General features: G+C 40.6%; 26 protein-coding genes and 1 other annotated feature. Of the genes, 9 read left to right on the top strand and 17 right to left on the bottom strand.

Translation table 11 applies throughout. The features are described from left to right. Positions 1-108 precede the first annotated feature (108 nt). The 3 genes from FOF60_RS06780 to FOF60_RS06770 are packed head-to-tail and all read right to left on the bottom strand — an operon-like array spanning position 109 to position 1,993. Positions 109-909, bottom strand: a complete 801-nt coding sequence (locus tag FOF60_RS06780) for an NAD kinase (protein ID WP_167833807.1) — start codon at positions 907-909, stop codon at positions 109-111. A gap of 31 nt (positions 910-940) precedes the next feature. Beyond that, the gene (locus FOF60_RS06775; protein ID WP_192472293.1) at positions 941-1,579 is read right to left on the bottom strand and encodes a GTP diphosphokinase; all 639 of its coding nucleotides are present in this window, start codon (positions 1,577-1,579) and stop codon (positions 941-943) included. Between the two features lie 33 nt (positions 1,580-1,612). Next, positions 1,613-1,993 (bottom strand): UPF0738 family protein, encoded by a 381-nt coding sequence (locus FOF60_RS06770; protein WP_225650241.1) that lies wholly within the window; start codon positions 1,991-1,993, stop codon positions 1,613-1,615. A gap of 118 nt (positions 1,994-2,111) precedes the next feature. Between FOF60_RS06770 and FOF60_RS06765 the strand changes: the two genes are divergently transcribed. From FOF60_RS06765 to FOF60_RS06745, 5 genes are all read left to right on the top strand, one after another. Beyond that, complete coding sequence (locus FOF60_RS06765; RefSeq protein WP_192472291.1) at positions 2,112-2,699, top strand: CYTH domain-containing protein; 588 nt, start codon at positions 2,112-2,114, stop codon at positions 2,697-2,699. A 19-nt stretch (positions 2,700-2,718) separates the two neighbouring features. Then, entirely contained in the window at positions 2,719-3,363 is a 645-nt protein-coding gene (locus FOF60_RS06760; protein WP_192472290.1) for a lytic transglycosylase domain-containing protein, read from the top strand. Positions 3,364-3,747: 384 nt separating this feature from the next. Next, positions 3,748-4,149 carry a globin domain-containing protein gene (locus FOF60_RS06755; protein ID WP_192472289.1) on the top strand — a complete coding sequence of 134 codons (402 nt, stop codon included), beginning with the start codon at positions 3,748-3,750 and terminating at the stop codon, positions 4,147-4,149. Next, entirely contained in the window at positions 4,146-5,027 is an 882-nt protein-coding gene (locus FOF60_RS06750) for a ClpXP adapter SpxH family protein (RefSeq protein WP_192472288.1), read from the top strand. Before FOF60_RS06755 ends, FOF60_RS06750 begins: the two co-directional genes overlap by 4 nt. Positions 5,028-5,029: 2 nt before the next feature. Next, positions 5,030-5,395 (top strand): hypothetical protein, encoded by a 366-nt coding sequence (locus tag FOF60_RS06745; RefSeq protein ID WP_192472287.1) that lies wholly within the window; start codon positions 5,030-5,032, stop codon positions 5,393-5,395. Between the two features lie 583 nt (positions 5,396-5,978). Here FOF60_RS06745 and pepF read toward each other — a convergent pair. The 6 genes from pepF to FOF60_RS06715 form a co-directional block, all read right to left on the bottom strand. Next, a complete protein-coding gene (pepF, locus tag FOF60_RS06740; protein ID WP_192472286.1) occupies positions 5,979-7,796 on the bottom strand; it encodes an oligoendopeptidase F in 1,818 nt (605 codons plus the stop codon). A 166-nt stretch (positions 7,797-7,962) separates the two neighbouring features. Then, the gene (locus FOF60_RS06735) at positions 7,963-9,165 is read right to left on the bottom strand and encodes a competence protein CoiA (protein ID WP_192472285.1); all 1,203 of its coding nucleotides are present in this window, start codon (positions 9,163-9,165) and stop codon (positions 7,963-7,965) included. A 174-nt stretch (positions 9,166-9,339) separates the two neighbouring features. Beyond that, positions 9,340-10,851 carry a cardiolipin synthase gene (cls, locus tag FOF60_RS06730; RefSeq protein ID WP_192472284.1) on the bottom strand — a complete coding sequence of 504 codons (1,512 nt, stop codon included), beginning with the start codon at positions 10,849-10,851 and terminating at the stop codon, positions 9,340-9,342. Positions 10,852-10,999: 148 nt separating this feature from the next. After that, positions 11,000-11,671: an adaptor protein MecA gene (gene mecA / locus FOF60_RS06725; protein WP_192472283.1), complete on the bottom strand. Its 672-nt coding sequence runs from the start codon at positions 11,669-11,671 to the stop codon at positions 11,000-11,002. A 618-nt stretch (positions 11,672-12,289) separates the two neighbouring features. Then, a complete protein-coding gene (spxA, locus tag FOF60_RS06720) occupies positions 12,290-12,685 on the bottom strand; it encodes a transcriptional regulator SpxA (protein WP_167833817.1) in 396 nt (131 codons plus the stop codon). 434 nt (positions 12,686-13,119) lie between these two features. Next, on the bottom strand, positions 13,120-13,689 hold the full coding sequence (locus FOF60_RS06715; RefSeq protein WP_192472282.1) for a GNAT family N-acetyltransferase: 570 nt from the start codon (positions 13,687-13,689) through the stop codon (positions 13,120-13,122). 209 nt (positions 13,690-13,898) lie between these two features. Here FOF60_RS06715 and FOF60_RS06710 point away from each other — a divergent pair, with 209 nt between their 5' ends. Further along, a complete protein-coding gene (locus FOF60_RS06710; protein WP_041968165.1) occupies positions 13,899-14,084 on the top strand; it encodes a hypothetical protein in 186 nt (61 codons plus the stop codon). A 132-nt stretch (positions 14,085-14,216) separates the two neighbouring features. Here FOF60_RS06710 and FOF60_RS06705 read toward each other — a convergent pair whose 3' ends face one another. The 6 genes from FOF60_RS06705 to FOF60_RS06680 all read right to left on the bottom strand — a co-directional run bounded on the left by FOF60_RS06705 (position 14,217) and on the right by FOF60_RS06680 (position 21,422). Next, a complete protein-coding gene (locus FOF60_RS06705; RefSeq protein WP_264647693.1) occupies positions 14,217-15,350 on the bottom strand; it encodes a putative glycoside hydrolase in 1,134 nt (377 codons plus the stop codon). A gap of 253 nt (positions 15,351-15,603) precedes the next feature. Continuing rightward, complete coding sequence (locus tag FOF60_RS06700; protein WP_192472281.1) at positions 15,604-16,545, bottom strand: ABC transporter ATP-binding protein; 942 nt, start codon at positions 16,543-16,545, stop codon at positions 15,604-15,606. A 21-nt stretch (positions 16,546-16,566) separates the two neighbouring features. Further along, positions 16,567-17,601, bottom strand: coding sequence for an ABC transporter ATP-binding protein (locus FOF60_RS06695; RefSeq protein WP_192472280.1), 1,035 nt, complete (start codon positions 17,599-17,601; stop codon positions 16,567-16,569). A gap of 18 nt (positions 17,602-17,619) precedes the next feature. Then, the gene (gene opp3C / locus FOF60_RS06690) at positions 17,620-18,648 is read right to left on the bottom strand and encodes an oligopeptide ABC transporter permease (protein WP_192472279.1); all 1,029 of its coding nucleotides are present in this window, start codon (positions 18,646-18,648) and stop codon (positions 17,620-17,622) included. Then, complete coding sequence (gene opp3b / locus FOF60_RS06685) at positions 18,648-19,577, bottom strand: oligopeptide ABC transporter permease (RefSeq protein WP_192472278.1); 930 nt, start codon at positions 19,575-19,577, stop codon at positions 18,648-18,650. Before opp3b ends, opp3C begins: the two co-directional genes overlap by 1 nt. Positions 19,578-19,718: 141 nt before the next feature. Beyond that, positions 19,719-21,422, bottom strand: coding sequence for a peptide ABC transporter substrate-binding protein (locus FOF60_RS06680; RefSeq protein ID WP_192472277.1), 1,704 nt, complete (start codon positions 21,420-21,422; stop codon positions 19,719-19,721). 272 nt (positions 21,423-21,694) lie between these two features. Between FOF60_RS06680 and FOF60_RS06675 the strand changes: the two genes are divergently transcribed. Both FOF60_RS06675 and trpS read left to right on the top strand, forming a co-directional pair. Then, a complete protein-coding gene (locus FOF60_RS06675) occupies positions 21,695-22,060 on the top strand; it encodes a DUF3899 domain-containing protein (RefSeq protein ID WP_192472276.1) in 366 nt (121 codons plus the stop codon). 61 nt (positions 22,061-22,121) lie between these two features. Next, positions 22,122-22,350 (top strand) — a binding site (T-box leader). A gap of 104 nt (positions 22,351-22,454) precedes the next feature. Then, the gene (trpS, locus tag FOF60_RS06670; protein WP_192472275.1) at positions 22,455-23,444 is read left to right on the top strand and encodes a tryptophan--tRNA ligase; all 990 of its coding nucleotides are present in this window, start codon (positions 22,455-22,457) and stop codon (positions 23,442-23,444) included. A 59-nt stretch (positions 23,445-23,503) separates the two neighbouring features. Here trpS and FOF60_RS06665 read toward each other — a convergent pair whose 3' ends face one another. Together FOF60_RS06665 and FOF60_RS06660 are read right to left on the bottom strand one after the other, a co-directional pair. Continuing rightward, complete coding sequence (locus tag FOF60_RS06665) at positions 23,504-24,250, bottom strand: YjbA family protein (protein WP_192472274.1); 747 nt, start codon at positions 24,248-24,250, stop codon at positions 23,504-23,506. 81 nt (positions 24,251-24,331) lie between these two features. Next, a complete protein-coding gene (locus FOF60_RS06660) occupies positions 24,332-24,547 on the bottom strand; it encodes a YuzI family membrane protein (protein WP_192472273.1) in 216 nt (71 codons plus the stop codon). A gap of 329 nt (positions 24,548-24,876) precedes the next feature. Here FOF60_RS06660 and FOF60_RS06655 point away from each other — a divergent pair, with 329 nt between their 5' ends. Continuing rightward, positions 24,877-25,857 (top strand): nuclease-related domain-containing protein, encoded by a 981-nt coding sequence (locus tag FOF60_RS06655; RefSeq protein ID WP_192472272.1) that lies wholly within the window; start codon positions 24,877-24,879, stop codon positions 25,855-25,857. Positions 25,858-25,886 lie beyond the last annotated feature (29 nt).

Raw genomic sequence — 25,886 nt, 5'->3', positions numbered from 1 at the left:
CTCCAGCATCATCTTTTCATGGCTGGTTTTAAGACAATTTGTGCTTGGTCCGCCTTCAAAATGTCCATTAAACGCTGGTTTCAAAAATTCCGGTTCGACACTTCTCCTTTAATCACTATCGGAGATAAAGGAATCATGCACCCTCTTCCAGAATGGGAATGGGCGGAAACGGGCGAAACGGATTTTTTCATCGGCTACCCGGAACTGAATTGATTTCACGTCTTTATGCAGTAGGGTCAAATGGTCGACCGTTACCTGGAAGTCGGGTCTATTGACTGGCTTAAGGGTACAGGTATGATGGTCAGGTAGAATCAGAGGTGATCCCACTGTCCGGAAGACACGGTTGTTGATGGATGCCATCTCCGCAACCTGGATTGCTCTCAGTGACGGATGCAGAATGGCACCGCCCAGTGCTTTATTGTAGGCTGTGCTTCCTGAAGGTGTGGATACGCATAGACCGTCTCCACGGAAGCGCTCAAAATGCTGACCTCTGATTTCAACATCCATGACCAGGGTGCCTTCAACAGATTTGACGGTCGATTCATTCAGGGCTAGATATCTGGTTTCTCTGCCGCCGTGCTGGTACCTGATGATGACCTCCAGCAATGGATATTCAATCACCTGGTATGGCGTTTTGGCCACAGCGATGACAAGCTTTTCGATTTCTTCAGGGACCCAGTCGGCATAAAATCCGAGGTGTCCGGTATGTACTCCAATGAATGCTGTTTTATCCAGCCTGCTGCTGTATCGATGGAAGGCATACAAAAGAGTGCCGTCGCCTCCTACTGAGATACAAATATCCGGCTGGTCTTCATCGTATTGTAGATCAAAGTCCAAAAGATACGTTTTCATCTTATGCATCAACGTATTGGACCGGGAATCCCCTTTTGAAGTGATCGCAAATTTCATGTATCAAACACCCCTGCATTTCGGATTTAAACTATTTCTTCCCATCCTGCTGCATTTCTTTCTTCCGTGTAAAAAATGCCTGTGCATCCTGAATTTCTCCTCTGATGGTTGACATTTCTTCATCGAGACGGAATGCTGCCTCTGCCGCGCGCTGCAGCCTTATTTTTATATCCTCAGGAAAAAGCCCTTTGTATTTATAGTTAAGCGAATGCTCTACTGTCGCCCAGAAATTCATCGCCAATGTCCTGATTTGAATCTCGGCCAGGATTTTTCTTTCGCCTCGGATCGTCTGGACAGGATAGCGGATTACAACATGATAGGAGCGATAACCACTCGCTTTTTTATGCGAGATATAATCCCTCTCCTCGACAATCTCAAAATCATTCCGGCTTCTCAATAGTTCCACAACTGTCTTGATGTCATCTACGAACTGGCACATGATCCTCAAGCCGGCAATATCCTGCATTTCCGATTCAAGTTTATCAAGTGAAATTCCTTTTTGATGGGCTTTATCAAGGATGCTCGCAATAGGCTTTACCCTTCCCGTAACGAATTCAATCGGGGAATGGTCAGAATGGAGCTCATATTGGCTCCTGATTCCCTTAAGCTTTACCTTCAATTCTTCAACAGCGTGCTTATAGGGTTCTAAAAATTGATCCCAGTGTTTCACATCAGTCACCTCATCCGGTTCTATTCACGAAAGCTAAGCGGAGGGTGCGGCAAAAACCTGTTCCACTTTCGCGACCATTTCCTCTCCATAATTGCTGTTGCCGGTTATATTTTCAATCAAATATTCCATTTCACTTTGGAATCTATCCAATTTTAGTTTCCCGCTTTTATTCGTTAAAAACGTATCAAGTCCAGCCTGGAGACCAGCCTGAATAACACTCCAAGTCCCTTCTGGAATGGTGACATATCGATATCCATCCTTTTGATCAACAATATAAACAAATGATAATTGATCGGAATCAACGAGCATTTGCCCGGTTGGAGCAAAATCCCCAATGTCTGTCTCTGTATTTGTGTAGAGACACAGCTCATTATTTTCAATTTTCGCTTCTGTAATTAAAATTCTTTGACTCATATCTTCAACCTCCATAATCTTTTTTATTTTATCATATCGAACCATTTTCTACTAAGGATTGAAGCGAACCTGATTTAAAGAGATAATAAGGACAACTTACTTGAAAGGGCGGAAATATGTGAGCCAGAATATCGAAATAGAATTCAAGAACATGCTGACTCAGGAAGAATTTCAATTACTTACAATACACTTTAAAATAGAACCAAAGCAATTCAAAAAACAAATTAATCATTATTTTGATACGAACTCCTTCACCTTAAAGGAGAAAGGTTCTGCCTTGAGAATCAGGGAAAAAGAATCCTGGTTTGAAATGACATTAAAGCAGCCTGCACAACAGGGACTGCTTGAAACGAACCAGATCCTCACTCCCATCCAGGCGGAGGAAGCACTGTCAACAGGGAAGCTTCCGGATGGTGTCGTTAAAGACGCTGTTTCGGAATTAATTAAAGATACAGAGCCATTGCTATTTTTCGGGTCTCTTACCACCGTCCGTGCCGAGATTGAGTACAAAGAAGGATTGCTTGTTCTGGACCATAGTTACTATTTAAATACAGAAGATTATGAGCTAGAATATGAAGTAACGAATGAGTCAGCCGGGTATGAAGTTTTTTCCAGATTATTGGAAGACCTTAAAATCCCCATTAGACCGACCGATAATAAAATTAAAAGATTTTACCTTAAAAAATATAATCTTTTACAAGAATAGACCAGGCAGGAGAATCACAATGAATGTTGACCAGTTAAAAGTCATGCTTGAACTGCAGGCACTACAAAACTTCAACCAGCCAGCCACTCAATCTGGGAACGGCCTTTTTCAGGAAATGCTCTCCGGCATCCTGAGTGAGCAAAGCAATGCTCTAGGTGCTACTGCAACAAGACTTGAGGAGTTATTTAACAACGCGCAAACAGCCGTTAACAATTTAGATTTAGCAAAACAAAGCGTTAGCCATATGCTGCCTCCTGTTCAACTGACAAAGGTAGCGGCCAAAAGCAATGTAGATTTTGATGGAATCATTGATAAGGCTGCTTCTATGTTCAATATACCAGCCAAACTTATTAAGTCTGTCATTCAAAAGGAATCAAATTTCAACCCCAATGCAGTCAGCCATGCCGGTGCGTCAGGGCTGATGCAGCTGATGCCTGCGACAGCCAGGGGTCTTGGCGTTAAAAATGTTTTTGACCCAGCAGAGAATATAATTGCCGGAAGTAAATACCTCCGTCAAATGCTCGACAGATATGACAATAATCTTGAGCTTGCTCTTGCAGCCTATAATGCAGGACCGGGAAATGTAGATAAATATGGTGGAATCCCTCCATTTAAAGAAACGCAAAACTATGTACGTAAAGTCACGGATGTCTTTTACGCATAATAAGAAGCTTTAAAAGGAGAATATTCCCATCGGTTTAGGCCGCCTGTCAGTGGTAACAGGCGGCCTTTTTGTGTACATTAGTAGAAAAGCGTAAGCGCCTTGATCAGCCCCGACAAGCGTTGGAGGGCCGACAGGTGAAGTCGCTCTTTGACTTCATCGGGCGGACCGAAACGATCGAGGGGCTAGGCGCTGAAGCTGGACAATGAAAAGCGTAAGCGCCCTGGTCAGCCGACAAGCGTTTCCAGGCCAGAACAGCAAAACCTTTCCATTTTTACGGAATTCGAGACGATTTGTTTGAGATATAAATTTAGCATTGCTACAATAAATAGCATAACTATCAAAGCTGAATGAAATTTCAAAATCTATTTTAAAGGAGTTATCAATATGGTTGAGAATAAGACCTTACCATTCGAAGCCATTGGCGAAGGGACACTTCACCGGCTGGTCGATGCTTTTTACCACCGTGTTGGAATGCATCCTGATCTTGCTCCTATTTTCCCAGATGATTTGACAGAAACTGCTCGAAAACAAAAGCAGTTCTTAACTCAATATTTAGGAGGACCACCCTTATATACCAATGAACATGGTCATCCAATGCTTCGTGCAAGACATTTGCCGTTCGAAATCACGCCGACCAGAGCGACAGCCTGGCTCTCCTGCATGACTGAGGCCATGGATGAAGTTGGGCTTAAAGGACCGGTAAGGGAAGATTTTTACGCAAGACTTTACTTGACCGCCCAGCATATGATTAATACACCTGAAGATGAAACTGGTGATAACACATGAAACTGAGTCGGGAAAACCTTCTAAGCTATGACCCATCAGAGTTTTGCCATAGCCTGGATAAAAAGCCCATCGAGATTTACATGTTTGTCGACCCCCTCTGTCCGGAATGCTGGGCACTAGAACCAATCATCAAGAAGCTGCAAATCGAATATGGCAAGTATTTTTCTATTCGCCATGTATTAAGCGGCAAATTGGCCACGCTGAACATGAGCAGAAAAAAACGTTATGAAACGATTGCTGAGCTTTGGGAAAAAACAGCAAGCAGAACTGGAATGTCATGTGACGGATCACTGTGGTTTGAAAACCCTGTGTCATCCCCTTACTTAGCATCAATTGCGATAAAATCAGCTGAGCTTCAAGGGAGAAAGAATGGCATCCGATTCCTGCGCCAGCTTCAGGAAGTCCTTTTCCTCGAAAAACAGAATGTCTCTAACTTCGAGGTATTAAAAAACTGCGCAAGGCGCGTCGGTTTGGACGTAGAGGAATTTGTGACCGATATTCATTCTGAAACTGCTGCAAAAGCATTTCAGTGCGATTTGAAAATAACAAATGAAATGGATGTCCAGGAAATTCCGACTTTCGTCTTCTTTAACGCTAACGTCGAGGAGGAGGGCATCAAGATTACCGGTCTTTACCCATATGAGGTCTATGTCCAGATTCTTGAGGAAATGCTGCAGGAGAAACCAGAACCTGCAGAGCCGCCAATGCTTGAACAATTCCTGAAGCAATACAAGATGGTTGCCTCTAAGGAAGTAGCCGTTGTATATGACATGACTGTCCAACAGGCCGAGAAGGAATTAAAGAAACTAATGCTAAAGCAGCGAGTCGAACAAATCCCTGCAAAATATGGGGTGTTCTGGCGATATCAAGAAGGATGACCGTGCGTTTGCACGGTTTTTTTTTGTTTCTTGTGCAGTTGTTTATCGAATTTAGGAAACTGCCCCATTTAAAGCGGTTTGTCGAAATAATTGAAAAAGTGGTCGAAAAAAATGTAAATCCGCCAATATATTTTGAAATGTGGTCGAAAAAATTCGAGATTCGCCAAATTAATTTAAAATGTGGTCGAAATGCTTATGTTCAACGTCTACTTTTATTAATAATCACCGAAACCAAAGCAGAAAAAGGCCTTGCAGCTCTCCAACTGCAAGGCCTTTTCTCTATTTTATACGAACAAAGGGGATGGGAGAAATTTTTCACGGTCAAACAAAGGGGTAAATGTTTGCTTGTGATCAACTTCACGCCATAAATATATCATATTCAGGCGCCCTATCACAATATCCTTGTGTGTTATTTCACAATATTGTCAAATCCGATTCATGAATGCCTGGACGCAAGCATATAAATGAAATATAAAGCGATCCGGAGTGATTAAAATTGGATAAAATAGGTCTTTCCCTTATGGCTCTATTCGTACTTTTTTCTTTTATCCTTCATATTTTAGGGTTAATGCACCTTCTGCCCTTATATCTTACCTCCCCTATCCTGTTTCTGGCTTTATTTATTTTACTGATATATTTAAATAACCGTAAAAAGTTTAAAGGGTTTTAAATTTCCGGCTCCAGAGTTTACTAGCAATATTACCTGGATACTTATAAAAGCATTAGGAACAAAAAGCGCAAGCGCCTCGTTCAGCCCCGACAAGCGCTGGAGGGCGGACCGGTGAAGTCGTTCTTTGACTGACTTCATTGGGCGGACCGAAGCGACTCGAGGGGCTAGGCGCTGGAGCTGGATTAAACACCCAGATGTAGTTATCCAGACTAAAATGCTTTTATAATTTCCTATATAACAAAAAAACCGGCCGCAATAAACTGTGCAGCCGGTTCTTTCTATTATGAAAGCAGTGCTTCCATTTCATTAAGCTTTTCTTCAAAGACTTTCAATGCTTCCTCAATTGGCTTTGAACTAGTCATGTCGACGCCTGCTTTTTTCAGTACCTCGATTGGATAATCCGAGCTGCCAGATTTCAAGAATTCAATGTAGCGCTCAACTGCTGGCTGTCCTTCTTCAAGGATCTGTTTGCTCAGCGCAGTTGCCGCACTGAAGCCAGTAGCATACTGATATACATAATAATTGTAGTAGAAATGCGGAATTCTTGACCACTCAAGACCGATTTCTTCATCAATAATGATATCCTCTTCACCAAAATACTTTTTATTCAGCTCGTAGTAGTCCTTTGTCAATGAATCAGCTGTCAATGCCTCGTTATTCTGAGCCTTTTGATGAATCATATGTTCAAATTCAGCGAACATAGTCTGCCTGAATACAGTTCCACGGAAGCCTTCGAGGTAATGATTTAAAAGGTACAGACGCTTCTGCTCATCATCGATTGTTTTAAGCATATAGTCATTCAATAACGCTTCATTGCAAGTAGACGCCACTTCAGCAACAAAAATAGAGTAGTTGCCGTAAGGATATGGCTGTGTCTTCCTTGTATAGTAGCTGTGTACGGAATGTCCGAACTCGTGAGCCAGCGTAAACAAGTTATTCACATTGTCCTGCCAGTTCATCAGGATATATGGATTCGTGCCATATGCGCCTGAAGAATAAGCTCCGCTGCGTTTCCCTTTGTTCTCATACACATCCACCCAGCGATTTTCAAATCCTTCTCTAAGGATATTGTTATATTCATCGCCAAGAGGCGCTAAACCTTTTAGGACATATTCCTTTGCTTCACCATAAGGAATCTCCATTTTCACATCCTTAACAAGCGGTGTGTAAAGGTCATACATATGAAGTTTATCCAAGCCCAGTACTTTCCTGCGAAGCTTTACATATCTGTGAAGCAGGTGCAGATTGTCATTCACCGTATTCACAAGATTCTCATAGACACTTTCAGGAATATTATTCGCAGACAGCGCAGCATGCCTCGCAGAGTCATACTTGCGAATTCTTGCATTGAAATTATCCTTTTTGATATTGCCGCTTAATGTGCTGGCAAAAGTATTCTTGAAACTGCCATATGTTTTATACACTGCTTTGAATGCATCTTCACGAACTCTGCGGTCTTCGCTTTCCAGGAATCGGATATAACGGCCATGTGTGATTTCTACATCTTCTCCGTTCTCATCCTGGATTGAAGGGAATTCTAGATCAGCATTGTTCAGCATTCCGAATGTATTTGACGGTGAGCTCATGACCTCTGAAGCCTGAGCCAGGAGTGCTTCCTCTTCCGCGGATAAGACATGCGGACGCTGAAGATTGATTTCCTCCAATGCATGCTCATAAAGCTTGAGCTCTTCTTTTTCATTCAGAAAGCCCTTGATCTTCTCTTCATCAACAGCCAGGATTTCTGGTACGATGAAGGCAAGCGCGCTCGCCGCTTGAGAATACAGATTCTTGATGCGGTCATCAAGTCCCTGGTAGAAAGAATTCGTTGTATCCTGGTCATAGCGCATATGCGCGTATGTATAAAGTCTTCCAAGGCGCTCAAGCAATTTATCCTGAAGCTGAAGTGCACTATATAGTTGTTCAGCGCTTTCTCCCAGCTTGCCCTGATACTCCTGGACAGAAGGAATCAAACCCTTTACTTCATTGAATTCTTTTTCCCATTGTTCATCAACTGCAAAAATATCCTCAAGTCTCCACGTATTCTCTGTGGCAACCTCGTCCCTTACTGGCAATTTCTTAACTGCAGATTCGTTTGACATATAAATCCTCCTAACAACATTTCGGAATTCGAAAAACTTTTCTAGTAACATATTCGCTAATGTTTTCTTATTTCCTTCTATTAATTTTTAATAAAGAAAAAGTTTTTCGTTTGTAAATGCCCTCTTTCTAACTACCCTATTTTACGCAGTTATTATCCATTTCATGTTACGGGAATATGGATTCTATAATTTCCTTTTCGTACTTGGTGAAAAAGTCTGCTTCTGCCTTAATGTGGTCATCAATTGAATTTGGAATAATAATTTTCCGGAGTACTTTCACTTTGCCTGAATCAATTTTCTCCAAGTATGACACCCTTGTTAAAAGAAATACGTATTCAGCAAGAGCATGCCAGTGATCTTTTTCTCGAGCTGCGGGCAAGATGCGGAGTTTGATTTCTTTCCTTCTTATACGCTTATAAAAGGCTTCCCGGATTCTCGAATAATATATAATGTCCCCAATTTGATAATGACGGAAAACATCGAGGTAGAGATATGTCTGCCAGATCATTGATGGTGTTTCGATATAGGGGCTTGAGCGTACAGGAAGTCCAATTTCGAATGGAATTGTAAGAAGACTTAGGTGATTGCGGTAGAGTTCTTTCAGGAATGGATTTTGCCATGCACCAGGAGAAGTTAAGTAGCGTGATTTCATTTTTTGGTTTTCACTTTGCCAGGCCTTCAAGAAGGAAAATGGCTTATCAGCCGGACTGACAAACTCCGCTAATGAGTACTGATTTATCGACTGTACTTCAATTTTCGTTAATGTCTTTTTAGAAGTGATTGGAATGGCTCCATGCAGATTAATGAATTGCCCTGTAACCGGGCAAAAGGCTGGTATATTCCAGGAGTATCCGGACCGCCGAATGAAGAGGTAGAGGAAGTTATTGATTGAGACAATATTATGGGACTTGCGCTTGATCAAACTCTCTGCAGCAACCCAGATTGGTATTACTCCATGGTCAAAATACGTCCTGGTTCTTTTTTCAAAAATCTCCGAAGGTATAGCTGAGCATTGGAATTCAATTGCATATTTTTGATTCTGCAACTCGAAGGCAATGTCCGGTTTCTGATTCATTTTGGGGTCAAATTGTTCAAGTTCAGCAGTAATCCCCTGCTCCTTCAGCCAATTATAAAGCTTTAGCTTGCCGGTTAAATGGTACTCTGATTCCCGTTCATACTCATACTGACAGCTTCCTCCCGCCAAATGCGAAAAGTGCCAAATCTTCTTATTCCCTAGTTTCATGACCACTTCTTCATCACATTCAGGACAGTAGAATTTCTCCCTCGACCTGATTTCTATTAAATCACTTTTCTCATATCTTTCACCTAATGATAACCTTACGCCATCACTTTTTTTCGCAACTAGCACATTTTATGCGCCTCCTTTCTCCATGACATATTCTAGTTCATACATTTAAAACCTTTATATTTGGAAAAGGTTTATAAAACGTTCACAAATCAAAAAAAGCGAAAGCACCTTGGTCAGCCCCGAAAGTTTATACTTATTAATAAAAAGAAAGAAACCCGGATCAGATCCAGGTTTCTACAGCATTGGCGACAATAGTCTCGAAGTAGATTCGAGCAGTCTGTAACCAAGGTGGCGTTTATTAAAATCATCCATCACAATTTCTACTGAATGGAGTACATCATTTTCAAACTCTTTCACAAGTTTCGCCGTGCTATTCGTTTTGTAAAGGAAGGCGTTGACTTCAAAATTCAGGTGGAAACTTCTCATGTCCATATTCGATGTCCCGATGGAAGCGAGCTCACCATCGACTATGACGATCTTACTGTGCATAAAGCCCTTTTCATATTCATAAATCTTAACGCCAGCTTCAAGCAGTTCCGGAAAGTACGACCTCGAAGCAAAGAAGACGATTCTTTTATCTGGCCGCTTAGGGACAAGAAGCCTGACATCCAGACCACTGAGCGCCGCCACTTTAATTGCGCTGAAAATGTCTTCATCAGGGATGAAATAAGGTGACGCGATCCAAACTGATTTATCAGCAGAGGATATCATGGAAAAGAAGATATTCTTTATGACACTCCATTCGTTGTCAGGTCCTCCCGCTATCATTTGTACCCCACCATGAGTGTTGGCCTGCAGCGCTGGCGAAAGATAATCCGACGTCAGAAAGCTTTTATTCGTCATGTAATACCAATCCTGAAGGAATATCAGTTGAAGGCTCCTTACCGCTTCTCCTTTTGCCATAAGATGAGTGTCCCGCCAAAAGCCAAATCCTTTGTCCCTTCCCAGGTATTCATCCCCGATATTCAGGCCGCCCACAAACCCAACTGTTCCATCAATCACGATGATTTTCCTGTGATTCCTGAAATTAAATTTACTATTGAGGAATGGCAGGCGGACAGGACCAAACTCGACCACTTCTACCCCTGCTTCACTCAGCTCGGATATATATTTTTTAGAAAGCTTCCAGGAACCTACAGAGTCAAAAAGGAATCTCACCTTCACCCCTTTCTTGGCTTTGCTTACTAACACTTCCTTTATTTCTTCCCCGATTTCATCATGGCGGACAATATAATATTCCATGTGTATATGGTGGGTAGCTTTTTTTAGCTCTTCAAGAATGTGGCTGAATGTTTCATCACCATTTGTCAGCACTTTTGTGGAGGTTGCAAATGAAATAGGGCTGTTCCCAAGCTTCTGGGCAAGGGTAAACAAGCGGCGATGATCTTCTTCCATTTCAGACATCCTTGCCCTGTTGACCCTTTCCGTGTCCCCTTCGATTTTTGAAAAGGCTTTTTTATCAAGAAAATATTTACGCCGGAACATCTTCTCCTTGCGTTTATTCCTGCCGAATAACAAATAAAAAATAAAACCTACTACCGGAAAGCCGCCAAGGACGACAATCCATGTCAATGTCTGGGCCGGATGCCGATTCTCAAGGAATATCACAAAGCTGATGAAAATGACTGTGAGCGACATAAATATACTGATATATCCAAGATAAGCTGCGTCAAGTTTTTCGTAAAACAAATAATAGATCCCAGCGAGGATCATTAAAAACGTTAAGACCCGAACTGTATTCTTCATTGTTACCACCTGTTTTCTCTCTCTGGATTTTCCCTGCAACCAGCGTTGGGAGCTTTAGATATATATACGTTTCTATTAAGTAAAGGGATTCATACATACAGATTATTATATCAAAAAAGCCGATTTCATTTCTGAAATCGGCCTACAATCAGGAAAAGTGCTTTCTTATGACACTAAACACATCTTCTTCGATAATTTTATTACCGTATTCATCGAGACGGTGAATCGTGACTGTCGATTCCTGCCCATACTCAAGAAGAACGCTTAGTATATTGTCAATTTCTTCTTCATCCTCAAATTCCTGCTCAGGAAACTCAATGTATAAATAATATTTGTCTTCATAGCTGTATAAGCTTGTTTTGACTTTATCGATTCCCGGCCGTTTTGAAAGAGCAATGACATCTTCGAAATCCTTGAAGTATAGCAGGAATTCTAAATCATCCTCAAAGGCGGGATCAACATCATCAATTCCTTTTGGATTGAACTGATGGTCAAGCAGCTCCTCAATCCTCTCATCGACCGGAAGATCCTTCATCTTATCGTTTGGAAGCGGCAGTTCAAACTTTGGACCGTCCTTGGACAGCTGTGCCTTTGTCACTAAAACCTCCAGACCTTTTTCCAGGGCCTGAACCTGGATCCATAAAGGACCTTCAACTGTGAACTCCTCCTCGGCATGGACCTCATCCATCATCTCCCAGAATAGCTCTTCGCTGCGATCACGGTTATACCAGATTTCTTCCCGGTCAAAACCGCGCTCCTCTATGTCCATATATGAAATATAAAATTTCACGGTATTCTCATTAATACGCTCGATTTCCATTCGCTTTCTCTCCCTTCCAGGCAAAGATTTGAAGGGACTAAATACCCCCAAAAAAGCAGTTGGTCTTTATCATTTACCCTTAATAAATAAGCCTGAATCACCTTGATTTATAAAGGGACTGTGTAAAAAGAAATAAACGATCTTGTACTTTTATTTTATGTTATATTAAGCCATTTTGGAAACAAAATATACACCCATTTTTATAAAGGTTGTTTTCGCATGAATTATTCTTTCTCTCATAAATGGTTTTATTTCGCATCATTATAGACATCGATGCTTTTTTCGAGAAGACTTCGAATATAATAATGCGTAAAGAGGTTGAAAAAGGAACGAAATTTACGAAAAAAACATCTTTAAAATGGCTAATGAATGGACTCACCTGGATTGATTAACTCTAGGGATTGTGCTAATTGGCTGCCTAACCACAGGATCCCGTTCCCTAAAGATACAATCAAGAAGGTTAGCCCAAAATCATTGGAACTTAACAAACTAATTTAAAGTATTCTTTACACTTTAGCAGAAAAGTGCCTGAATTTCAATTTGTCTGCATTGCCAGGAGAACACCGGGTTAGGCGCTGCATCAAAAATAAAAAGCCCCCAAAAAAGGGAGCTTAAAGTTTAGTTTACTAAACGCTGAGCCTCGCGAAGCTGGAAAGTACGCACTTTACGTGGCAGGAATCGTCTAATTTCATCTTCATTGTATCCAACCTGCAGGCGCTTTTCATCAATGATGATCGGACGGCGAAGCAAGCCAGGGTTTTCCTTGATAACCTCAAACAGTTCCTGTAAAGGCATTGTTTCCAGGTTTACATCAAGCTTTTGGAAAGTCTTAGATCGGGTTGAGATGATTTCATCTGTTCCGTCTTCTGTCATACGGAGAATTTCCTTTATTTCATCAATAGATAAAGGCTCTGAGAATATGTTTCTTTCAGTATATGAGATTTCATGTTCTTCCAGCCATGACTTGGCCTTTCTGCAAGAGGTACAACTTGGTGAAGTGTATAAAGTGACCATTGGTAATTCACACTCCCTTAGATTTACTTATATATTATTTGCTTCAAATGAACTGTCATTTCTTAAATAATAATAAGTTTAATTTTATAATTCATATTGTTTATTATACACCAAGGATTTGATAAAAGGTATCCCTTTTCATAATTTATTCCGGGTAGTTATGTAAGATTATTTTTACTCTTCTCTATATATAACGAACGAAATAGAAAAAAGTTTCAAGAAAGAATATATTTTTTCATCACCCTTTGATTCAATCTATATAAATATTCGTACAATTCCTTCCATATCTGTCCGTCGTGAAGTCATTATCACAATTTATTTATATTTACCCGTTTACGCAGAACTTAAACCTCTCTTTTTAAAATAGTTTTATTCTCAATTAATTTACTTAAAATGAAAACGCAACCATGTAAAAAACTGGTTGCGTTCGTGATTTAGATGTCCTGAAGTAAATCATCCCGTTTATCTTCGACAGTCAACACTTCATCAACTGGCTGGTATGATTCTCCGTAAAACTTCTTATCTTTATAAGTATGAATCATGTTGTAGGTTTTCTTCATAGCTTCGTACACTAGATCCTCAGACGCCTCATCAGGTGACCAGAAAAGGATTTCCATCTCATTGATTTCCTTCGTGGCGAGCGACCGGCGCCTGTAACCAATTGTCCTTGCATGCTCGAACCCTTCCCGCTTGTAAAAGCGCAGACGTTTTTCAGTATCTGTGTCCTCATAATTAACTGGTTCAACCTCAAGGATAATCGGCTTGCCTTTTCCCTTCAGCTTTTCGATCAATTTGTGGCCGAGCCCCTGACCGCGAGTCGTCTTAGATACGAAGAGGTAATCAATGAACACGAAATCATCTGTCTCTACATACATGAGCACATGTCCTGGCCCCTCATCCTTATGGTAGATCTCTGGTCTTTCCTTTAAAAGTGTTTCCATATGCTCTTTTGACTTCATTTCCTCAATCGGGAAATATTGATTTAATTTTTCATACCAATGCATTGCTTATCTCCTTTTTAATTTTATTCCATCCCGATAAGCACCCAGCTTTTTCTATATAACCATGATCTAAATACTTGTATTATTTTTTCTTCATAAAGTTCTTTTAATACATGAGCAATTCTTTTAAAATAAAGATGTACGGGATCATGAATTATATTTATCACAAAATCACTATCAAGATTAGGTGAAAAAAAAGGTGGAGGTTTATCATGGGCGGTTACATAATGGATTTAACTATCGTTGCTTTACTGATTGTGGGTATTACCGCGACAATTGGTGTGATTACCAATGGAGTAGGAACCAGGTTCTTTAGTGGAAATAAAAGAAATGAATTCGTCGATCAATCAACAAGTCTGCAAACTGGCTGGAAAAATGTCGGCGGCAGCAAGAAGTAATCCATATCCCATCTGTTATTATAACTTATTTTCATGTCGATAATCTAATGATATGAAAACAGCCTGGAATGATTTTCATCATTCCAGGCTGTTTTAGTATCAGGAATTATAAAGTTTTTTCAATTCGAATGGTTATGGTGTGTAATCAACATTAGGAGAGTATCTGTTGCTTGCGTTCCATAATAGGTATTCGTTTATCCCCTGATTCTTCAATGCCCTGATCTGATCTTCGACTTCCTTTTTCCCGTAGACAAGGTAATTCCCGCTGCCTAACCATGATGCTGTGAAATCCTGCAGCCATGGACGTGAAACAGGCGGGGTCTTTAATTCATCAAGCTTCTTCTTTTCCAATTTTGCATATTCCTGAACGAGACGATATGGCTCTGTGTCAGGCTTGGCAATCCCGAAATAAGAAGTCCAATGGCTTGGATAAATCATTGAAGAAATGACATCAACATTCTCAGAGATTTTCGAGAAGTTCTGTCCTATTCCTGGAGCTTCGGGAAGAGTTGCTGTGTAACCAAATATATCAACTGATACTTTGACATCATAAGGTTTTAATTCTTTCCGGGCGTAGGCCACAAAATCAGTCACTGCTTTGACTCGTTTTTGGACATTATCCATTTCTGCATCCTTATAGTCACCCATAGAATATTGCAGTGTAGAATCCCTCTTTTCGAAACCCTCAGGGAATCGGACATAGTCAAACTGGATTTCCTGGAAGCCCATTTTTGCTGCTTCGATCGCAATTTGAACGTTGTAATCCCATACTTCTTTCACGAATGGATTGACGAATGATTCTCCTCTGCCATTTTTCCAGACTTGGTTTCCATCCTTAAATGACCACTCCGGTTTTTTATTTGCCAGGGCTGTATCTTTAAAAACGACCACCCTGGCGATGGGATAAATCTGTTTTTCTTCCAAAGTCTTTAATAATTTTTCGGGATCTTTAATATACGGTTTTCCGATATCTTTAAAAGGAGAATTCTCACCTGGCTTATATGTAAGATATCCATGGTCTTCTTTTATATCAATGACCATCGCGTTTAAATCAGTCTCATCAACAAGTTTGGTAAGACTATTAAACCTCTCTCCTCCAGCTGAGTTCCCGGTGACATAGATTCCTCTTACAGCATCAGGATATTCAAATGAAAAACCTGAATCAAATTTAAACCTTGGCATCTGCTCTGGTATTTCCCTGACCAGTGATTGATGTTCCCTGACCGGAAGTCTTTCTGTTTCGTGCGCTTTCGATTCTGCTAACACTGTACCTCCTGCTTGTGAAAAAGAGGCAGCTAATACTGCTGCTGCTGCGATTTTTTTAAACTGCACAAACACCTCTCCTTTCAAAACGTACCCCACTTAAAATAAAAGCTATCTTTATAATATGATTCTATAAGTCTATTTTACCCACTTTCGACAGATTTAGATATTATAGTTTAATATTTTTATTTGGGATTTATTTCCTTTATTATTTTTAAGCAAAAAAAAACGATCTCAAAATAAGAGATCGTTTAGTTTATTTGACATATTGCTGCTGATATTGCTTCAGTTCCTTTTCTGAGCAGTAGACATAGTGTCCAGGAACGACTTCGCGCATCTTCACTTCTTCTCCATCTGCATACTGATGTACATTTGGATCATATGTTTTGCGTCGGCGTGTGCGCTCAGATTCTGGATCTGGAAGCGGGATTGCAGATAGCAATGATTGCGTGTATGGGTGAAGCGGGTTTTTATATAGCTCTTCAGCTGTAGTTAATTCAACCAGCTTACCAAAGTACATTACACCAATGCGATCACTAATATATTTTACCATGGAAAGATCGTGTGCGATAAACAAGTATGTTAAACCTTTTTCACGCTGCAATTTCCTCATCAGGTTGACAACCTGAGCCTGAATGGAAACGTCTAATGCGGAAATTGGTTCGTCTGCGATAATAAATTCCGGCTGCACGGCAAGGGCACGTGCAATTCCGATACGCTGCCTTTGTCCACCTGAAAACTCATGGGGGTAACGGTTGGCGTGTTCTCTGTTTAAGCCAACTGTTTCAAGCAGCTCATATACCATTTCCATTCTTTCTTTATTGCTTTTTGCCAGACCATGAATATCAATGCCCTCAGCAATTACATCGGATACTTTCATCCTTGGGTTCAAGGAAGCGTAAGGATCCTGGAAAATCATCTGCATGCTTCTGTTGAATTTCTTTAAATCTTTCTTGTTCTTCTTGCCGTGTACGTTTTCTCCCTTGTAAAGGACCTCTCCATCTGTCGCTTCATAAAGCCTGATGATTGTTCGGCCAGTCGTGGACTTACCACAGCCTGATTCTCCAACCAATCCAAGAGTTTCTCCTTTAAAGATATCAAAAGTGATTCCATCGATCGCTTTTACTTCATTCGGTTGACCCATATTGAAGTATTGCTTCAGATTCTTTATTTCAAGAAGTTTTTCTCTATTTTCCATCAGCCAGTCCTCCTCCTACAGTTATTTCGTGCCCATGAATTTGCGCATTCTGCTCTTCACAGCTTCCGGCGGTTCTACCTTAGGAGCATCTGGATGCAACAGCCATGTAGCAGCATAATGTGTATCAGACACTTTAAACATTGGAGGCTGTTCTTCTAGGTCGATTTGCATCGCATATTCATTTCGCGGAGCAAAAGCATCACCTTTTGGCGGATGCAATAAGTTTGGCGGTGTGCCAGGGATCGCATATAGTTCCTCTTCTTTAGCATCCAAGCTAGGCATTGAGCTGATCAATCCCCAAGTGTAAGGATGTTGCGGATTGTAGAAGACTTCATCTACAGTACCGATTTCGACAATTTTACCACCATACATGACTGCAACCCGGTCAGCTACGTTTGCAACGACACCAAGGTCATGGGTAATGAAAATGATGGAAGTGTCAATTTTTTGCTGCAAATCTTTCATCAGTTCCAAAATCTGTGCCTGTATCGTTACATCCAGCGCTGTTGTCGGCTCATCAGCAATCAGAACCTTCGGATTACATGCCAAAGCAATTGCGATAACTACCCTTTGTCTCATTCCGCCTGAGAATTGGTGCGGATATTGCTTGACACGCAACTCAGGTTTAGGAATTCCAACAAGCTTCAAAAGCTGAACAGCGCGTTCTCTTGCTGCTGATTTACTCATATTTTGATGCTTGATCAGAGGTTCCATGATTTGTTTTCCAACTGTCATTGTTGGATTCAAAGATGTCATCGGGTCCTGGAAAATCATCGAGATATCCTGCCCGCGGATTTTCTGCATTTGTTTGTCAGTCAATTTAGTTAAGTCTTTGCCTTCAAACAAGATTTCGCCCTGCTTTATTTCGGAATTGCCAGGAGGCAGCAATCTCATGATTGCTTTAGTTGTTACTGATTTACCTGATCCCGACTCACCAACTATTGCAAGGGTTTCTCCCTTTTTCAGTTCAAAGTTCACACCGCGGATCGCTTTAACTTCGCCCGCGAATGTATGGAAGGATATATTTAAATCTTTAACTTCTAAAATATTTTCCATAATACATTCACCTGCCCCTTAATCGCGCATTTTCGGATCAAGCGCATCGCGCAATCCGTCTGCCAGCATATTGAACGTAATCATGATGATACTGATGATAACAGCTGGAATTATCATCTCATGTGGGTGCAATCTTAGCACTTTAAAACCTTCATCAATCAATGTACCGAGTGATGCATATGGATCCTGAAGACCAAGTCCGATAAAGCTAAGGAATGCTTCGAAGAATACTGCATTCGGAATCGTGAACATCGTATTGATAATAATGACACCAGCAAGGTTTGGCAATAAGTGTTTAGAGATGATTTTGCCATCACTGTTTCCTAGAGTTTTAGAAGCAAGTACAAACTCCTGCTCCTTAAGCTTAAGCGTCTGGGCACGTACCACACGGGCCATACCTACCCAACCGGTTATCGTAAGGGCAACGGTTATGGAAATAATACCTGGCTGCAAAACAAGGATCATCAAAATAACAACAATCATCGTCGGAATACCTACAAGGATTTCGGTAATCCTCTGCATCACGTTATCCAGTCTTCCGCCATAGTATCCAGATATCGCACCATAAGCAACACCAATGATCATATCAATGACCGCGGCTAAAAGCGCAATGTACAGGGATATTTGCGTACCTTTCCAGACACGAGTAAACAAATCACGTCCTAAAGCATCGGTACCGAACCAGTAATATTCTTCAACCTTTTTCACTTCATACATATCAATTTCTTTGCCAGCCTTGTTGGTCTTCACACCATCAAAGGGAAGCCAGCTGATGTTTTCGAGTCCCTGGATTTTAGGCGGCAAATTATTATGACTAACGTTTTGTGTGTCAAATTCTTTACCCGAAATCAATGGTCCCAAAAAAGCCATTATGATTACGAGAGCCATGACAATTAAGCTTACAAGCGCACCTTTATTTTTACGAACGCGCATCCAGGCGTCCTGCCAGAAGGTTAAGCTTGGCTTATTAATTTCCTCGCTCTTAGCCGAATCGACTTCCGCCGGCCTGAAACGATCTTTTGGAATTTTCGTGTCAAAATCAGCCATTACTTATTCCCTCCAGACAGCCTGATACGTGGATCGATAATTCCATAAAGGATATCCACAACAAGGATGATAACTACAAATAAAGCAGCAAATAAAATGGTTGTTCCCATGATAACAGGGTAATCATTAACTGTAATTGATTTTACGAATTGTTCACCAAGACCAGGAATCGCAAAAATCTTTTCAATTACTAGTGAACCAGTCATAAGGGAAATAGCTAAAGGTCCTAAAACCGTTACCAACGGAATAAGCGCATTTCTTAAAGCATGCTTAAACGCAATCTCAAAGAAACTCGCACCTTTAGCTTTTGCCAGCATGATATAGTCTGACCCTAACACTTCGATCATTTCAGTCCTCATAAAACGGGCTGCAATTGCGATTGGAAGCGCGGAAAGAGCGATAGTCGGCAGGATTGTATATTCAAACCCGCGCCAGAAAAGCACTGGAAACCAGCCTAACTTAACACCGACGAAGTATTGCAGTAATCCTGCAAATACGAAGTTTGGTATAGACTTACCCAAAACTGCGATAAAAGTAGAGCTATAATCGATCCAGGTGTTCTGTCTCAATGCCGCGAATATACCAAGAAGAATTCCTACAATTGTTCCCAGCAACATCGCCTGGCCACCTAGCTGCATGGAAGGCCCTAAACGTTTGAACATCAATTCTGTTACAGGGGTATTATTAAACTGAAAAGAAATTCCCAGATCTCCTTGCAGCAAGTTGCCAATATATTTAGCATACTGGACAGGTACTGGCTGATCGAGACCGTACTTTGCCTTCATGATTTCCATTTGTGCAGGACCCAATTTATTCGCACTTGCAAAAGGCGTACCAGGAATGATTTTCATTAAGAAAAATGTTAGGGACGCAATGATGAAAAGAGTCAAAAACATATAAAGTACCCTTTTTAACAGGTATTTTGCCATATGGGTGCACCTCCTGTATTATTTCAATTTTCCCTATTGTTCGACAAATGCTTTACAGGGAAAAAGAGAGTATATCTAGATATACTCTCTTTCTATCCTCAGAATTATTACACTCTGAAATAAGAAACATGCTTTAAGTTATTATTCTTCGCCTTCGATTGTTACCCATTGGAATGAGTAGTCAGGACCGTAGTTGTAGATTGCAAGTCCTTTTACATTCGGGTTAAGAAGGATGTTAGCTGCACGCTGGTAAACAGGCGCTAGACCAGCATCTTCTTCAAGCATAATTCTTTCAGCTTCCTGCTGTGCTTCCCACTGAGCTTTTTCGTCAGTAGCAAGCTCGCCTTGAGCAGCTTTGATCAGCTTATCATATTCTGGGTTAGAGTAGCCCATTCTGTTGCTTCCGCCATCAGTGATCCAAAGGTCAGTGAACGACAATGCGTTACCATAGTCAGGACCCCAGCCAGCGAATTGAAGATCGTAATCCATAGCGTTGTCACGCTCTAGACGTACTGCGAAAGGAACGCTCTCAAGCTTGATTGTCAAGCCAGGAAGGTTTGTTTCTAACTGGTTCTTGATGTAAGCATCAGTTTTCTTAGCTGCTTCAGTGTCTCCACCAAGGTAGCGAAGTTCTAACTTATCTACGCCAAGTTCTTTAAGACCAGCTTCCCAATGCTTCTTAGCTTCTTCAGCGTTGAAAACAATCAAGTCGCCGTGCTTTTCACGGAAATCTTCACCATTAAGTGTTACGAAATCTTTTGGTACGAAGTAGTTAGCAGCAACTGAACCGTTGTTCAGGATGCTCTTAGCAAGGTCTTCCTTGTTGAAGCCCATTGCGATTGCTTTACGGATGTTTACGTTAGCAAGAGCTTCGTTCTTCTGGTTCATCTTGATCCAGAATACAGTAGCTTCCATCCAGCTAAGCATACGCTCGTCGCCTTCGTATGAAGGAACGATATCAGAAGAAAGCAATCCAGTCATGTCTGTTTCGCCAGCTTCAAATGCGTTTACAGCAGAGTTAGAATCTTTAACGACGTTTACAGTGATCTTTTCAAGTGTAACTTTATCAGCACCGTGGTAGTCAGGGTTCTTAGTAAGTACCCACTCAGTAGCGTCAGTACCTTCCCAAGTTTCCATTACGAATGGACCGTTGTAAAGTAAGTTTTCAGCATTGCTTGCGAAAGCTTCGCCTTTCTCTTCAACAAACTTCTGGTTTTGTGGATAGAATGTTGGGAAAGCGAAAAGGTCTTGCCAGTAAGCGATTGGCTTTTCAAGAGTTACTTCCAAAGTCTTGTCGTCAAGTGCTTTAACGCCAAGAGTATTTAGGTCGTATTCTTTCTTAGCAGCACCAAGTTCAGTGATTTCTGCAGCTCCCTTGATTTTGCCGCCCATCATGTAAGGGCCGTAAGGTGAACCAGTAGCTGGGTCGATAGCGCGCTGCCAAGCATACACGAAGTCGTGAGCTGTTACAGGCTCGCCGTTAGACCATTTTGAATCAATAAGTTTGAATGTGTAGACAAGGTTGTCATCACTGATTTCAGGCTCGCCATCTGCAAGTGCAGGAACTGGCTTGTGGTTCTGGTCAAGGCGGTAAAGACCTTCACCTACGTTGTTTATGTAAGTGAAACTTGTAGAACCTTCAGCAAGGACTGTGTCCATTGTTGGGATCTCAGAAGAATCCAACATTCTTAATTCTTGTGGTACATTAGGTGTGTCTTCGCCTGATTTTGCATCATCATCAGGTGTGTCTTCTCCAGCATTGTTTTCTCCGCCGCTACATGCAGACAGGATTAACGAGAATACTAGAGTCAAAATCAATAGAAATGAAAATTTTGACTTTTTCAAGGATATGCCCCCTCTTTGTTATTGTTTTCTGAAAACTTTTTACATTCCCTATTATACATAGATTGAATTAAATGTTCAATATTTTTGCGCGAAAAATTTACAACATTGAAACAATAGTAATAAATTTCCTACTTGATTTGTGTTATAATAGTGACTTATAAGCCTTTTGGGGCCATATTCGTGCTGTATCTGACTGTAATATTTGACCTTTTTTGAAGAATTATTCAGGAAATTACTTTTATGAAATAACAATATAAGGGGGAATTTGAAAAATGCGTAATAGATTTGGGAAAATTTTTTCTGGTTTTTTTATTACTCAGCTATTGATTTTTATTCTTTCACTAGTCTATCAACAGAGCATTACCTTGCTCAATTATATAAATTTTTCTTTTTACATTGCTAGCTTCCTTCTGTTTACTTCTCTTATTGTCTTTACAATTAACTCTGGTTTTTTTGACGCAATTTCTTATTCTTTTCGGTCTGTTTTTGCTGGTAAGGAAGATGGAGAAAAGAAAAAGTCGTTTGATGAAATGACGCCATTATCAGAACTGGTCACTTTCAATGCTAACCCGTTACTAATGATTGGGTTGCTGGACTTTATCCTGATGCTTGCTGCACTGTTCATTTATTATCTGTAAAATCCCTCCTGACCCCCTTGCTTCTCATGGAGGTTTTGATTATAATCATTTTTAATAAATATAAAAAGCAATGATGAAGAGTAGTACATTTGTTCAAGGCTTTTCAGAGAGTTTGTGGTTGGTGGAAACAAACAGCCTGGCAAATGGAATGGACTTTTGAGCTTCTGGGTTGAAATTAAGTAAACTTAGACGTATTCCTGCGTTAAAGGGATCCATGCTTCACTGAGGCATGGGTAGAGTGACTCATTCGTGAGTAATTAGGGTGGCAACACGGACCATTCGTCCCTAGAAGTTAGGGACGAATGGTCTTTTTGTGTTCTTTTTCCTCTGTTTATGGCCATACCAACTGAAATCAGACAGAAGAACACAGTATATATCATAGGAGGAATTTAATATGGAGACTATTTTTTCTGGCATCCAGCCGAGCGGTACAATCACACTTGGCAATTATATCGGGGCAATGAAACAATTCACAGAACTGCAGGAAGAATATAATTGTTACTTCTGTATCGTTGACCAGCATGCAATAACCGTCCCGCAGGACCGTATACAGCTCCGCAAAAATATCAAGAGCCTAGCAGCATTATACATTGCTTCAGGAATTGACCCTGAGAAAGTAACTTTATTTATTCAGTCGGAAGTTCCGGCACATGCTCAGGCAGGATGGATGATGCAATGCGTTGCCTATATAGGAGAGCTTGAAAGGATGACTCAGTTCAAGGATAAATCCACCGGGAAAGAAGCAGTTTCAGCTGGTCTTTTAACTTATCCTCCCCTAATGGCAGCCGACATCCTTCTATATAGTACAAATCTTGTACCAGTCGGAGAAGACCAAAAGCAGCATCTGGAGTTGACAAGGGATTTAGCTGAACGTTTCAACAAGAAATACAATGACATTTTTACCATTCCGGAAGTTCGGATAGCCAAAGTCGGAGCAAGGGTCATGTCCTTACAGGATCCTTTGAAGAAAATGAGCAAATCAGATCCTAACAGCAAAGCATTCATCTCTATGCTTGATGAACCAAAGCAAATCGAAAAGAAAATCAAGAGTGCTGTAACTGACTCTGAGGGCATTGTAAAATATGATAAAGAAAACAAGCCAGGCATTTCTAACCTCTTGTCCATCTATTCTATATTAACCGGCAAAGCAATTGTTGATATTGAAAAGGAATATGAGGGTAAAGGATACGGTGATTTCAAAGGTGACCTTGCAAAGGTTGTTGTCGATGTCATTGAACCAATCCAGAAAAAATATTATGAGCTGATTGATTCAGCTGAATTGGATGAAATACTTGATCGGGGAGCTGAAAAAGCAAACCTTGTCGCAAATAAAATGCTCAAGAAGATGGAGAATGCGATGGGACTTGGGCGCAAGAGGAAATAAATTAAGAAAGGAGCTGACACTTGAACTGTGTTAGCTCCTTTTTATTTCAATTAGGCTACTTAATTCACTTTTGGGCCGTGTTCCATTTCCCAAAGTTTTTCGAAAAAGGCCTGACCCTTAATTATATTTTCACAAAATTTCTGGTGCTTAGGTGACCAGCCAAACTTTGTTTCTTCATATAATTGCTCCCACACCTCTTCAAATGAGAGACGTTGAATTTCTTCATATAGTTCAGGTTTCCATTCAGTAAACCAATATCTGACTTCAGCTACATTTTTTGAAGAATTCAGCTGGTCCATGGCCATGAACAATAATTGCTTTAACTGTCTTTCCTTACGCGTCAACCCCCTCATTAAATCCGGTGAAGGTGATAAGATATGGAAATCCTTTAAGGCACTTTGATCATTGAATCCATATTGGATCGTATCCTGATTTTCAATCATTTCGTACACCAGCTGTTCCTGACGCGGGATAAGCCGGCTCTTTCGGATTGGGATATTATAGCCGATCGTGTCAACAGCAAGTATTCCGGTTCCATCCGAGACGACGAAGCAGTAATCAAGCTGTGTGCGTTCATGGTTTTTCCTCAAATACGCCTTACGGTAAATGTCATCCAGAAGCTGTTGAGGCAACTCAGATAAATCATTTTCAATGTAGTTAAATAACAGATGATCAATTTTCAGAAGCGGCACCTGGTCAAGCAGCTCAACACCATCATCCTTCCGCCATTCGTGGAAATGGCAGACATTATAGCCATTCTCTTCCCCTTCGAACCAGTTTACCCAGACATCATGAAGATACAACATGATTTTTAACCCCTCACTTCAAGAAACTGTTTGTCCATCAGTATGGGCAGCACTAAGTAAAAATATTCCTTATAAGGAAGATCAATTTATATCATTATTATGAGGCCAATAAATGCTTAACCAGATGATCCCGATTCCTGCTGGCAGCAAGTAGCATTCCACTCTTCGGGAGATGAAGGATAAATACTCGTCCACACCGTGCCCGGCTGTGATCATATTCAAATATGCGATTGTACTGATCCCCCCGGATACAGCCAAGCTAAAACCAATTGTCAAAACAAACAATCTAAAAATCATAAAATTGACTCTCTTTACAACAGAAATTTGCTTCACACACTTAGCTCACCCCGGCCTGTCCATTTTTATCATATATATGAGGAAAGTTGGTGAGGAAGTACTGAAAGGTGTTTATTTATGACATTTAGGAATATATTCATTTTTTACGGAATATCCACTTGTTTTTAGGAATAAAACCAGATTTTAAGGAATATCCTGACCTAATTCAGGAATATATGAGGATTTTAAGGAATATATCCTTGATTTCACTAATTCTTCACACTCAACGAGAGGAGTTTACAGTAATTTAGAGAATTGTCTCCTATAAACCATCAAAAGGAGTGATGATTTTGTTTTATAAAGACAGGGACATACCCTATAAATTGAAAGCAGAGGAGGCTTTAATCCGCCGACTCGATGTAAATCATCCGAAACTGCCCTTAATAGAAGAAGAATATCGAAAAAAACTTGCAGGATTAAGAGGTGAAAAAGAACTGGATTACCAATTATCGTTTCTTAAAGAAAATAACTATCTGATTATTAATGATCTCCGGTTACAGCATGGTGTCCACTTCTTTCAAATCGACTCCCTCCTGCTCTCCCCCAGCGTTTCTTTCATTATTGATTCCAAGAATATTGCCGGAACAATTGTCTTTGACCATGAATTCAATCAGTGCATTCGGATTTTCAACGAAAAAGAAGAAGGCATCCGTGATCCCTTCACCCAAGTTCAAAGACATGTCAGGCTATTGTCACAATGGCTTGATGATCATAACCTACCCTTATTAAACCTCGAGTACCTTATTGCTATATCAAGACCTTCAACCATTATAAAATCAAAAGGAAATAACTCTTACAATAACTTCCGAGTTGTACAAGCTGGCCATCTAATAGCGAGGATTATCGACTTAGAAAAACGTTATCTAAAAGAGATAACTACAATGAAGGAGACTAAAAGAATAGCAAAACAGCTAGTAAAATTTCATGTACCCTATAAGCCCAATATTTTTGATACCTATTCGATTCACCCTGGTGATGTGAGAAAAGGAGTCCAATGTCCGGAATGCATGGATATATCTATGCACAAAATTCATGGAAGCTGGTATTGCCCTGTATGCCAAACTACATCTAAAACTGCCCACATCCTCGCATTAAGTGATTATTACTTTCTCTATGGCAACACTATTACGCTCAGTCAATTTTCCGATTTTTTGTTAATACCAAAATCAAAACGGAAGTCCGCCTCTTCTTTCCTGATTTCACTCAGTCTTCCCTACGCAGGCTCTAAAAAAGGGCGGGTCTATGACCTCACCCCTCTGATTGAAAAATAAGCAAAATAAAAAATCTACCTTTGTATGGT

Origin of the sequence: Mesobacillus jeotgali (assembly GCF_014856545.2) — a bacterium.
In the GTDB taxonomy this organism is placed as follows: Bacteria; Bacillota; Bacilli; order Bacillales; family Cytobacillaceae; genus Mesobacillus.
This window is presented reverse-complemented; position numbering and strand designations above follow the sequence as displayed.